Source organism: Mesobacillus campisalis (genome assembly GCF_000986785.1).
GTDB classification, from domain to species: domain Bacteria; phylum Bacillota; class Bacilli; order Bacillales; family Cytobacillaceae; genus Mesobacillus_B; species Mesobacillus_B campisalis.
In genome coordinates, this window is record NZ_LAYY01000101.1 from 132,666 (window position 1) to 145,102 (window position 12,437).

Sequence of the window (12,437 nt, forward strand, 5' to 3'; positions counted from 1 at the left end):
ATGTCCGTATCCTCTGCAGTCTGTGAACGCTATTTTTTCTTGTCCTGGTCCATTTGGGATGAAAGTCAGAAAAAAGAGGTGAGCACGGCATGAAGGAAGGAAAGCTCCAGGAATACATTGAGCTGCTGATACCGGAACGTACAGGATTGCTGGCTGAAATGGAGACATATGCCACAGAGCATGGAGTTCCGATTATGGAGCCTGCCGGTATTGAAGCAATGCTGCAAATTTTGAGAATCAAATCGCCAAAAGCAATCCTTGAGGTTGGAACGGCGATCGGCTATTCGGCATTAAGGATGGCTTATGCCCTGCCTGATGCTAAAATTGTGACGATTGAACGCGATGAGCTAAGGCTGGATAAAGCCCGGGAGTACATTAAAGAAGCCGCCAGGGAATCGCAGATTGTGACGATTTTTGGCGATGCGCTTGAGACAAGGGATGAGGCTGGCAAGTGGGCGCCTTATGATGTGGTGTTCATTGATGCTGCCAAAGGCCAGTATCGGCGTTTTTTTGAGATGTATGCCGGCCTGCTCCGTCCTGGCGGAGTAGTCATTACCGATAATGTCCTCTTTAAAGGCCTGGTGGCAGAACAGCAGGAAATTGATAAAAAGCGAATACGCAATCTTGTTACTAAAATAGATGAATACAATCGCTGGCTGATGAGCCATCCGGATTATGATACCGTCATTCTTCCGGTGGGGGATGGCGTAGCGGTTAGTGTGCTGAGGTGAAATAGGATGAAGAAACCAGAATTGTTAGTGACTCCTTCTAGTGTGGCAGACATTCTCCCGCTGATCGAGGCTGGAGCGGATGCATTTATCATAGGCGAGCAAAAATTCGGCCTACGCCTCGCGGGCGAGTTCGGACGTTCAGAAGTCAGGCAGGCCGTTGAGATGGCCCATGCCCATGGAAAAAAAGTATACGTCGCCATGAATGCGATTTTCCATAATGACAAAATTCCGCAGCTTGAGGAATATATTGCTTTTCTAAAGGACATTAGTGCTGATGCGATAGTATTTGGCGACCCGGCTGTCCTTATGGCGGCAAAGGAAGTCGCTCCGGACATGAAGCTGCACTGGAATACAGAAACAACGGCGACAAACTGGTACACGTGTAATTACTGGGGCCGCAAAGGCGCGGGGAGGGCAGTGCTTGCCCGCGAAATCAATATGGACGCTGTGGTGGAAATCAAGGAAAATGCCGAGGTTGAAATCGAGGTCCAGGTTCACGGCATGACCTGCATGTTCCAGTCCAAACGCAGCCTGCTGGGAAATTACTTTGAGTACCAGGGAAAGGCGATGGAAATCGAGAACCGCAAAGTTCAGAAAAACATGTTCCTGCATGATAATGAACGCAACAATAAGTATCCAATCTTTGAGGATGAGAATGGGACACATATCATGAGCCCGAACGATATCTGCATCATTGATGAGCTCCAGGAAATGGTTGAAGCCGGAGTGGATTCTTTCAAGATTGACGGCATCCTCAAGGATTCAGACTATCTCATTGGTGTGACAAAGCTGTACCGCAAGGCAATTGACCTAGCCGTCAGCGAACCTGGCGAATACGAAAAGGTGAAAGATGGGCTCCTTGAACAGGCGGAAGAGCTCCAGCCGCAAGGACGTCAGCTTGACACAGGATTTTTCTTTAAAGAAACCGTTTATTAATAAAAATTTGACCTGTCTGCCAGCATGGATGCTGGCCCTGGATAAAAGGAGGAAGCACGATGACAGCAGTGAAAGAACCTATTTCACAAATCGTCAACGGAAAGCGTGTCATTGTCAAAAAACCGGAGCTATTGGCACCGGCGGGCAATCTTGAGAAATTGAAAATTGCCGTGCGCTACGGAGCAGATGCCGTCTTCATTGGCGGCCAGGAATACGGCCTTCGCTCCAATGCCGATAACTTTACCTTCGAGGAAATGAAAGAAGGCGTGGAATTCGCTGCCAAGTATGGCGCGAAGATTTATGTCACCACTAATATCTTTGCCCACAACGAAAATATCGATGGCCTCGAAGACTATCTTTTGGGATTAAAGGAAGCTGGCGTGCATGGAATCATCGTGGCCGATCCGCTCATCATCGAAACTTGCCGCAGGGTTGCTCCCGAAATAGAAGTTCATCTCAGCACCCAGCAATCCCTTTCCAATTGGAAAGCTGTCCAGTTCTGGAAAGAGGAAGGGCTGGAGAGGGTCGTGCTTGCCCGTGAAACGAGTGCGGAGGAAATCGCGGAAATGAAGGAAAAGGTCGATATTGAAATTGAAACCTTCATCCATGGAGCGATGTGCATTGCCTATTCAGGCCGCTGTACCCTGAGCAATCATATGACAGCCCGCGATTCCAACCGCGGCGGCTGCTGCCAGTCATGCCGCTGGGATTACGACCTTTACGAGCTTGCCGGCAACAAGGAAAAAGCTTTGTTTGCCGATAACGATGCTCCGTTTGCGATGAGCCCCAAAGATTTGAAGCTGATTGAGTCCATCCCGCGCATGATTGAGCTCGGCATTGACAGCCTCAAAATTGAAGGCAGGATGAAATCCATCCACTATATCGCCACTGTAGTCAGTGTGTACCGCAAAGTCATTGATGCCTACTGTGCCGACCCTGACAACTTTGCCATCAGGAAAGAGTGGCTTGAAGAGCTGGACAAGTGTGCGAACCGCGATACAGCCCCGGCGTTTTTTGAAGGAGTTCCAGGGTATAAAGAGCAAATGTATGGAAACCATAGCAAAAAGACAACATACGATTTCGCTGGTTTGGTGCTTGAATATGACGCTGAAACCAATATGGTTACCCTGCAGCAGCGGAACTACTTCAAGGCTGGCGACGAAGTGGAATTCTTCGGTCCTGAAATCGGGAACTTCACTTATGTGATTGAAAAGATATGGGATGAAGATGGAAACGAACTCGATGCAGCCCGACATCCGCTGCAAATCGTCAAGTTCAAGCTGGACAAGCCAGTATTCCCATACAACATGATGCGAAAGGGGAAGTAAGAATGGAACGCAAACCTGTTGTAATCGGGGTGGCCGGCGGTTCCGGTTCCGGTAAAACGAGTGTTACCAAGGCCCTTTATGAAAACTTTAAGGGCCATTCAATCATGATGATTGAACAGGATTATTATTACAAGGATCAGAGCGACCTCCCGCTTGAGGAACGCTTAAAGACAAACTATGACCATCCCCTTGCTTTCGATAACGATCTCCTGATTGAACATTTGAACCAGCTTCTGCGCTATGAGCCGATTGAGAAGCCGGTTTATGACTATACCATTCATACCCGTTCAAATGAGGTCGTGCATGTTGAGCCCAAGGATGTCATCATTCTTGAAGGGATCCTGATCCTTGAAGATGAACGTCTTCGCGAACTGATGGACATCAAGCTTTATGTCGATACGGATGCCGACCTGAGGATCATCCGCAGGCTGCTCCGCGATATTAAGGAACGAGGCCGTTCAATGGACTCGGTGATTGAGCAGTATGTCAATGTCGTCAGGCCGATGCATAACCAGTTCATCGAGCCTACCAAGCGCTATGCTGATATCATCATTCCTGAAGGCGGGCACAATCGTGTCGCAATCGACTTAATGGTCACTAAGATCCAAACTATTCTTGAACAAAAGTCTTTTTTATGACACAATAGCATAAATAAAGATAACAAATAGGCAATAAACAGCGCGCGCCCTTTTTTCAAGGACGCGCTCCTGTATATAAAAAAAGCAATTGAACATTCCTACATAAAACTATTGGGGAATTGTGAAGATTAGAAGGAGTGAAGGATTTTGGCTACAGAAAAAGTATTTCCGATGACACTTGCGGGAAAACAGAAGCTTGAACAGGAATTGGAACATTTGAAAACGGTTAAACGGAAGGAAGTTGTGGAGCGCATCAAAATTGCCCGCAGCTTTGGAGACCTTTCCGAAAACTCCGAGTATGATTCGGCGAAAGAAGAACAGGCTTTCGTTGAAGGAAGGATCACAACGCTTGAAAACATGATCCGCAATGCGAAAATCATTGAAGAAGGAGAACTGGGCAGCGATACAGTCGCTCTTGGCCGTACCGTTACATTCATAGAGCTTCCGGACGGGGAAGAAGAGTCTTATTCCATCGTAGGAAGCGCCGAAGCAGATCCTTTCGAAGGCAAAATTTCCAACGACTCGCCGATTGCCAGAAGCTTGCTGGGCAAAAAGGTAGGCGATGAAGTAACCGTCCAGACTCCTGGAGGCGAAATGGCTGTACGCATCACATCCATTAAGTAATAACAGTATATAAGTTTGAAATAACCCATCCTCGTCAACACTTTTGACGAGGTGTTTTTTATGAGGAAGAACAGGCTGATGGCCTGGCTGGCTTTATGCATGCTGTGCATTGGCCTGCTGATTGCGAGGCTTGCCCAGATCCAGCTGATTTCAACTACGTCCTTTTCGGAACACGATATCAATCTCCTCGAAGCCAGTGTAAGGCAGAGAGCCCAGGAAATCGTGATTGATAATGGCCGGGGCAATTTTCTTGACCGTTCAGGGGAGCCGCTCGTTTATGAGAAAAATCCAGTTTTGGTCCTTTTTCCCTTTCTTAAACACATGGAGTGGCCAGCCGAAAAAGTGGCATCGATTGCAGGTGTTTCGGCCAATGCCATTTCAAGAGCGCTAAAAGATGCAAAAGAACCCTTTGCCTTTGGCTTCCCTGAACCAATAGCCCTTTCACAGAGGGAAATGGATCAAATCAATACACTTGAAATACCCGGCGTATTTGCCGTTGAGCAGAAGTTCTTGCTTCCTGACAGGCAGGCAGCACAGCTTATCGGAATAAACGGTGAGAACCCAAGCCTGGTTAAAAAGCGCTATGGCGATAAAGAGTTTTTGCCGAGAACGTTAACGGGGCTGTCGGGGCTTGAAAAAAGCTTTGATGAATTCCTGATTGGCGAAGGAAAATCAAGGCTTGTCTACCATGTCGATGCCATTGGTTCACCGCTGTTCGGAATCAATGTCAAATATTCCGAGCCGGCAAATCCTTTTTACCCAGTGAATGTAAAGACGACTATCGATAAAGACCTCCAGGAAATTTCCGAGGGTCTTGCCGATCGGCACCAATTGAAAAAAGGCGGCCTGGTGCTGCTGGATATCGAGAGCAATTCGGTTCTGGCAATGGTTTCGCGGCCGAAGCTTAACCGGAAGAATCCCTTTGGGGATGCAGGTGTTGAAAATATGATGGTCAAACAGCAAATCCCAGGATCGGTGTTTAAAACGGTCGTCGCGGCAGCAGCCATAGACTATGAACTGGCACCCGCAGCGCGGAGGTTCGACTGCAGCAAAAAAATAAACGGGGAACCAGATTTAAAGTACCAGCATGGAGTACTGGATTTCCCACAAAGTTTTTCGAGGAGCTGCAACAGGACATTTGCCGACCTGGCAAAAGAACTAAAGAAAATCGACACAACCATCATGGAAACTTATGCAGAGAAGCTGTCACTTACCGGCAGTGTTGGCTGGTCAGGGGATATCTTCCACACTGAAAACTTTAAACAGTTTGCCGATGAAGAAAGCGGCAGAGTATTCAGCTCTGAAAAGGCGAGGCAAGACGATAATTTCGCTGCGCTCTCCGCCATCGGCCAGCATGAAGTAAGGGTCAGCCCGCTGGCAGTGGCCAATATGATGGCAACCATTGCCCGGGGCGGAGAAAAGCTGATGGTGCGGACGGTTGAAGCAGTGGAATATCAAAATGGTTCGAAGCTGGTTGGCTTTGAAGCAAAAAAACTTCCCGGAGAAACGCTCTCACCGTACACGGTCCAAAACCTCCAAAAGCTGCTTCGTGAAGTCGTAACCGATGAGAAAGGCACAGGCCGCTGGTTTAAGGAACTTCCGTATGCTGTGGCAGGAAAGTCTGGAACGGCTGAAACAGGCAGGCATAAAGAGGGAAGGCAGATGCACAGTAAATGGTTTGCAGGTTATTTTCCTTATGAAAAGCCAAAATATGCCCTTGTCGCTGTCAGCCTCGATGTGCATGAAGAAGAAGGCGGGGTGAATGCCCTTTTTGCTGACATGGTGAAGGAGCTTTACCAATCAGACCAGAAAAAAGCTGCAGAATAAATCTTGTCCTCAAACTAATTCCTGGTGCAAAACAGGAAGAGTGGGATGCTGACTGCCTTGTTATGGGAGCCAGGCAGGCCGCAACAGGTAAAAATCCTTCATGTTTGGATAAAGACATGATAAAATGTTGGCAACCTGATAAAGGGAGTGAAGGATGTTGGGAAAAAATCTTACTGACGAGGGTTCAAGGGCTGGGAAGCTGACCAAAAGAAGAAAGACGAACCTTATTTTAAATAGCTTAATCGCAATTGTTCTCCTCTTGATCATCTTCGTATCGGTCAACATTTTTTTTGGTGACAGCCAGAGCGGTGAACAGGCTGAGAATACTGCACCAGCCCAGGAAGAAACCGAAACGGGCGGCAATGGACAGGAATCCGGCTCTGGCGAATCCGATGCCGCAGGAAGCGATGAGGATGTGGCGGCAGATGAAACTGGCGATTCCTCCGGAGAGGAAGAAAATGCTGAGCAGAATGAAGACCAGAATGCCGAGGAAGGCAATGAGGAAGAGGGCGAGCGAGTTGTCACTGAAGGCGGCAGCAGCCCGGATGTCAAACAGACCATCGTGGATCCAAACTGGGAGCCTGTAGGAACGTCACAGAGCGGCGAGCATGTGGCTGTCTATGACAAAAACCATGTAGACTGGCAGGAAATGCTTAAAGCGATTTCCTATGCTACAGGCATTGACCAGGGAAATATGACGGTGTGGTTCCTGGGCAATAATGGCGGTCCAAACAGCGCTGCCGGGACAGTATCCGAAAAAGGCGGAAACCAGAAGTACCGGGTGGCGATTGAATGGGTTGACAATGAAGGCTGGAAACCTGTTAAAGTAGAAGAGTTGAATCAATAAGAATGACACCCGCACCAGTGCTGCACAACTCGCAGGACTGGAGACGGCTGCGGAGGAAGGATTGACAGAATGAAAGTAGCAATCATTGGAGCAATGGAAGAAGAAGTAACGTTGTTAAGGCAAAAGATCGGGAATGCCGTACAGGAGACAATAGCTGGTTTTGAATTTACATCAGGAACGATGGAAGGGAAGGAAGTCATCCTCCTGCGGTCGGGGATAGGCAAGGTCAATGCGGCCATGTCAACGACCATCCTATTGGAAAGATTCAAGCCAGATTATGTGATAAACACAGGTTCTGCCGGGGGATTGAATCCGGCGCTGAATGTCGGAGATGTCGTTATTTCAAGCGAAGTGCGCCACCATGATGTCGATGTAACGGCTTTCGGTTATGAATATGGCCAAGTTCCACAGCTGCCGGCAGCGTTTGAAGCAGAAGCCGGGCTTGTCGGGATCGCCGAAGAAAGCGCCAGGGAAATTGAGGGGATTCAGGTGGTCAAAGGCTTGATTACCACCGGGGACTCTTTTATGAATGACCCTGGGAGGGTTGAGTTCATCCGAACAAAGTTCAACGGACTGCAGGCTGTCGAAATGGAAGCTGCAGCAATCGCCCAGGTAGCTTATCAGTATGGCGTGCCGTTCGTCATCATTCGTTCCTTGTCGGATATTGCGGGAAAGGAATCGGGCGTCAGCTTTGAGAAGTTCCTGGAAACTGCAGCCGTCAATTCCGCCAATCTTGTGATGAGAATTACCGCGGCAATTAAATAATCGAACGTTGCGAAAGGCCTCTCCGATATTTTTAAGGAGCGGTCTTTTTCGTGAACAGACACCCTCTTCAGGCTTGAGGCATTACCCTTTTTTTTTACACAATTTACATGCCCACAGCAAGCCTATTCTGTGTTAAATTAGGGATATGATTGTTTCCTGGCTTTATAGTTTAGCATAGTGATAGAAAGGTGATTAATGTGAACGTAAAGCAATTGTATGAAAAGATGGTGGATTATCGGCAATTTGGGATTGTCCTTATGGCTGTAGGCGCGTTCTTCTACCTGGGTGTCATTCTTCCTTCAGTGACTGCTGTAATGGCAGATAAATATATTGCAATGGGGGCATCAACAGGCTTCCTGTTCCTATCCGTTCTTTCTTTTATCCTGGCGAAAAAATGCCAGGGGAAACTTGCTGAGACGGAAGAAGGACTAGAATATTTAATGAACCAAAAACGTCCGTAAAGGGCGTTTTTTTATTTATTTTTAAAAACTGGAGAAAAATGGTTTACATTTCATCTAATTGTGGATATAATTACCACTGTAGGAAAAAATTCTTAAGGAGGTCGAGTGAAATGAACAAGGGATACACAAAAGGAACAGCACAACTTCATGCTTTTACCACGCATTCGACCGATACGGACTGGACCGCTTAAGGATTTTCTGACTAAGCATATCCATGCCGCAGGGAGAATCGTGCCCTGCGGCATTTCTATGTCCTTTTTTAGGCCGCAGGGATTCTCTCTGCGGCTTTTTATATTGGATATGAAAAAGGAGGTGAACCCGTGATGACCTTAAATATCTTATTCTTTACCATTACCATCAAAAAACGTGAAATGTCACTTGAGGAAGTCCGCCATAATGAAATGGTTGAAAAGCTTCTTGAAGAAAACAGGGACCGTCAGGCACAGTATATGCGCCAATTTTAATGAAGCTTTTAAAAAAACTATAGAAAGGTGGGCTATTAAATGATCATGATTCAAAGCAGAGCAGCAATTTACCTGGTGGAGATGGATTCCACCTAGCCGAGGAGGATGAAAAATGTCGCTGCACGTACTGTTGCTGACACTTGTTTTCAGGAAAAGGAAACATCATTATGAGACCAGAGGATTGTAACAAAATGTTCACAGCCTCCCCCTTTTAGCAAATTGTAAATGTGTTAAATTTGAAGCAAATCAGCCATTCGGCAAAGGGGTGTGGAACCATGTTTTCAATTGTAATGGGCCTCGTGATTTGCGCAGCGATCGGCAGCATCATTGCTGCCGAAGTGAGTGTAGAATAAAAGCGGAAGCGTCCTGCTGGCATCACGCCGCAGGGCGCTTCCGCTTTTTCGCATATGGCATAATTTTCAAAAGAAAACTTTTGATTCGGACATACACGAACCCGCCTTTCTTTTCATAGGAATCTATATAGGCAATAGCCTAATTACGCGGGGGGTGGAAACGTGTCTGGAATATTGGCAGCACTTGGCTACTTAGTAAAGGAATTTGTCTTTCTTGTTTCTTATGTTAAAAACAATGCATTTCCCCAACCGCTGTCTGCAGCTGACGAGCGGAAGTATTTGCGTTTGATGGCGCAGGGTGATGGCCATGCACGCAATATGCTGATTGAACATAATTTGCGCCTTGTCGCACATATCGTGAAGAAATTCGAAAACACTGGGGAGGACTCGGAGGACCTCATTTCAATCGGCACCATCGGCTTAATCAAGGCGATTGAAAGCTATTCGGAAGGAAAAGGGACGAAGCTGGCCACTTATGCCGCGCGTTGTATTGAAAACGAAATTCTTATGCATTTGCGTGCTCTGAAGAAAACGAAGAAGGATGTCTCGCTCCATGATCCAATAGGGCAGGATAAAGAGGGAAATGAAATCTCCCTTATCGACGTCTTAAAATCGGAATCGGAGGATGTTATTGACACAATCCAGCTGAATATGGAGCTGGAAAAGGTAAAGCAGTATATAGGGGTGCTGGATGAACGCGAAAAAGAAGTGATAATCGGCCGCTTTGGCCTAGATTTGAAAAAGGAAAAAACCCAGCGGGAAATCGCCAAGGAACTCGGCATCTCCCGGAGCTATGTCTCCAGGATTGAAAAAAGGGCCCTGATGAAAATGTTTCATGAATTCTACCGGGCTGAGAAGGAAAAAAAGAAAAACAAAGGATGAATGTTCTTTTCATATTGAGGACGGCCGCTGTTATTGTAGTGTGTGCAGCGTTCTTCTCCAGGTCCAGTCCGAAAGCGGCGTGCTTTCGGACTGGACCTTTTAGTTTCCCGGAATTTTGGGAGGAGGCGTCATTGCCTTTTTTCTGGTCTTCTTAATTTTTTTGTTGTCCGTCGCCGGATCTATTGTCCGATCCCCCGGTTTTATTAGCCGAAAAGATGCTTGTATTGTCCGGAAACTCGGTTCTATTGTCCAGAAAAGCAGTTCTATTGTCGGGAAAACCAGTCCTATTGTCCGTCGCCGGATCTATTGTCCGATCCCCCGGTTTTATTAGCCGAAAAGATGCTTGTATTGTCCGGAACCCCGGTTCTATTGTCCAGAAAAGCAGTTCTATTGTCGGAAAAACTATGCCTATTGTCCGCGGCCGGATCTATTGTCCGACCCCAAGGTTTTATTAGCCGAAAGGATGCTTGTATTGTCCGGAAACTCGGTTCTATTGTCCAGAAAAGCAGTTCTATTGTCGGGAAAACCAATTTCATCTTGAGAGAAGTTGTCATTGCCTTTTTTCTGTCCATCCCTTATATTTTGGGTCCTGAAGTAGGCGTCAGACAGGCTGAATCCTTTATAATGGTTACAAAAGGGGGAGTACCAATGAAGTTTTCTGCATATTCTGATGTCTGGGATTTAGACGTGTTTTTCAAAGGGGGAAGCGGGTCGGAGGCGTTCGCGGCCCATCTTGAGAATGTAAAAAAGGGGATTGCGCTTTTCCGCGAGAAAGTTGAAGCCTGGGCCCACAAGGGAGATTTACAGTCCGCAGAAAGCCTTAAAGGCCTGATCAGCCTGTTTGAGGAGAATGCCAAGTCTATCCGACAGGCAGGAGCTTTTGTCAGCTGCCTGCAGGCGCAAAATACCTCTGATAAAAAAGCCACTGAGCTTAAGGGGAAAGTGACGGACCTGAGCGCAAAGTTCCAAAATGCCCTGCTTGAATTTGATATGAAGCTTGTTGAGGTCGGTGAGCAGGAATGGAAACAGATGATGGAGGACCCATTCCTTAAGGAGCTACGCTTTGTTTTGGAGGAGCGTCGCGAAAGAGTGGCGGAAAAGCTCCCGGCACAGGAAGAAGCGCTGATTACATCTTTAAGTACGGATGGCTACCATGGCTGGAGCCAAATGTATGATTTGCTTGTCAGCTCCATTAAAATTCCGTTTATGGAAAATGGCGAAGAAAAAAGACTGTCCGTCGGCCAGGCAGCCAACAGGTTTTCAGACAGGGACCGCCAAGTAAGGGAGCGCGTCTTTAAGGAGTGGGAAAAAGCCTGGGGAGAAAAGCGTGATTTTTTTGCCAAAACGCTGAACCACCTAGGCGGGTTCCGGTTAAATGTGTATGAACAGCGGGGATGGGAGGATGTTCTCAAAGAACCTCTTGATCTGAACCGCATGAAAAAAGAAACCCTGGATGCCATGTGGGCGGCCATCTCGGAAAAAAAGCAGCCTTTTGTTGACTTTCTGAATCGCAAGGCAAAGCTGCTAGGTCTTGACCAGTTAAGCTGGTACGACCTTGATGCGCCCATCGGCAATGCAGAAGGAAAAATGTCTTACCAGGAAGGGGCCGAGTTCATCATCAACCATTTCTCCAGGTTCGGGAGTGAAATGGCAGGCTTTGCAAGCATGGCTTTTGAAAACAGGTGGATTGAGGCGGAAGACAGGCCGGGGAAGGCTCCAGGCGGCTTTCATACTTTTTTCCCGGAGAGCGGCCAGTCAAGGATTTTCATGACCTACTCCGGAACTCCATCGAATGTGTCGACATTGGCTCACGAGCTCGGTCATGGTTTCCATACGTATGCGATGCGCGACATGCACCTGCTAAACAGGAACTATGCGATGAATGTGGCTGAAACGGCTTCGACATTTGCGGAAATGATCGTGGCGGATGCGGCAATCAAAAATGCTGATTCCAAGGAAGAAAGGCTCAGCCTTCTCGAGGATAAAATTCAGCGCTCAGTGGCCTTGCTGATGAACATTCATGCAAGATTCATGTTTGAAACAAGCTTTTATGAGAAGCGGAAGGAGGGCATAGTCAGCGCGGAAGTTCTGAATCAGCTAATGGAACAAGCCCAGAAGGAAGCGTACGGAGATGCCCTTGCTGAATATCATCCATTGTTTTGGGCTTCAAAACTTCACTTTTATATCACTGGAGTGCCTTTTTACAACTTCCCTTACACATTCGGCTTCCTCTTCTCGCTCGGGATCTATGCCGAGGCACTTGCCGGGGAAGAAGGGTATGAAGAAAAGTATATTGCGCTTTTGAAGGACTCCGCTTCGATGACAGTTGAAGCTCTGGCAGAGAAGCACCTTAAGGCAGACCTTACCAAAAAGGAATTTTGGGCAAAGGCGGTCCAGCTCTGCATAAACGATGTCGAGGAATTCCTTGCGCTGACAGAATAATTTGACAGGCTGCCCCAGAGATGTCATCCAGCCGGGGGCAGCCTCCTGCTTCAAAATAGTTGCAGCCTAGCGTGCAAGTGGTATAATATCACAAATGGTATAGTCGCCTGAGCTTCCCCGCAGGGAGGTTATTTGTGTT

General features: G+C 47.3%; 13 protein-coding genes. All 13 read left to right on the forward strand.

Translation table 11 applies throughout. The features are described from left to right. Positions 1–89 precede the first annotated feature (89 nt). The 13 genes from WQ57_RS24555 (at position 90) to WQ57_RS24605 (ending at position 12,298) form a co-directional block, all read left to right on the forward strand. Entirely contained in the window at positions 90–731 is a 642-nt protein-coding gene (locus tag WQ57_RS24555; protein WP_046526261.1) for an O-methyltransferase, read from the forward strand. A gap of 6 nt (positions 732–737) precedes the next feature. Further along, on the forward strand, positions 738–1,667 hold the full coding sequence (locus WQ57_RS24560) for a peptidase U32 family protein (RefSeq protein WP_046526262.1): 930 nt from the start codon (positions 738–740) through the stop codon (positions 1,665–1,667). 59 nt (positions 1,668–1,726) lie between these two features. Continuing rightward, positions 1,727–2,995, forward strand: a complete 1,269-nt coding sequence (locus WQ57_RS24565; RefSeq protein WP_046526263.1) for a peptidase U32 family protein — start codon at positions 1,727–1,729, stop codon at positions 2,993–2,995. Positions 2,996–2,997: 2 nt separating this feature from the next. After that, a complete protein-coding gene (gene udk, locus WQ57_RS24570) occupies positions 2,998–3,633 on the forward strand; it encodes a uridine kinase (RefSeq protein WP_046526264.1) in 636 nt (211 codons plus the stop codon). 147 nt (positions 3,634–3,780) lie between these two features. Then, positions 3,781–4,257, forward strand: a complete 477-nt coding sequence (gene greA, locus WQ57_RS24575) for a transcription elongation factor GreA (RefSeq protein ID WP_046526265.1) — start codon at positions 3,781–3,783, stop codon at positions 4,255–4,257. A 60-nt stretch (positions 4,258–4,317) separates the two neighbouring features. Continuing rightward, entirely contained in the window at positions 4,318–6,084 is a 1,767-nt protein-coding gene (locus WQ57_RS24580) for a peptidoglycan D,D-transpeptidase FtsI family protein (RefSeq protein ID WP_046526266.1), read from the forward strand. Between the two features lie 154 nt (positions 6,085–6,238). Then, positions 6,239–6,931 carry a YrrS family protein gene (locus WQ57_RS24585; protein WP_046526267.1) on the forward strand — a complete coding sequence of 231 codons (693 nt, stop codon included), beginning with the start codon at positions 6,239–6,241 and terminating at the stop codon, positions 6,929–6,931. 69 nt (positions 6,932–7,000) lie between these two features. Next, on the forward strand, positions 7,001–7,696 hold the full coding sequence (gene mtnN / locus WQ57_RS24590) for a 5'-methylthioadenosine/S-adenosylhomocysteine nucleosidase (protein ID WP_046526268.1): 696 nt from the start codon (positions 7,001–7,003) through the stop codon (positions 7,694–7,696). Positions 7,697–7,893: 197 nt separating this feature from the next. After that, on the forward strand, positions 7,894–8,157 hold the full coding sequence (locus WQ57_RS24595) for a YrhC family protein (RefSeq protein WP_241481642.1): 264 nt from the start codon (positions 7,894–7,896) through the stop codon (positions 8,155–8,157). Between the two features lie 323 nt (positions 8,158–8,480). Then, a complete protein-coding gene (locus WQ57_RS26410) occupies positions 8,481–8,621 on the forward strand; it encodes a YrzI family small protein (RefSeq protein WP_084820378.1) in 141 nt (46 codons plus the stop codon). 227 nt (positions 8,622–8,848) lie between these two features. Further along, the gene (locus WQ57_RS27385; RefSeq protein ID WP_277620315.1) at positions 8,849–8,974 is read left to right on the forward strand and encodes a hypothetical protein; all 126 of its coding nucleotides are present in this window, start codon (positions 8,849–8,851) and stop codon (positions 8,972–8,974) included. A gap of 162 nt (positions 8,975–9,136) precedes the next feature. Further along, positions 9,137–9,856 carry an RNA polymerase sporulation sigma factor SigK gene (gene sigK / locus WQ57_RS24600; protein WP_046526269.1) on the forward strand — a complete coding sequence of 240 codons (720 nt, stop codon included), beginning with the start codon at positions 9,137–9,139 and terminating at the stop codon, positions 9,854–9,856. A 648-nt stretch (positions 9,857–10,504) separates the two neighbouring features. Further along, on the forward strand, positions 10,505–12,298 hold the full coding sequence (locus WQ57_RS24605) for a M3 family oligoendopeptidase (protein WP_046526459.1): 1,794 nt from the start codon (positions 10,505–10,507) through the stop codon (positions 12,296–12,298). The last annotated feature ends 139 nt before the right edge of the window (positions 12,299–12,437 follow it).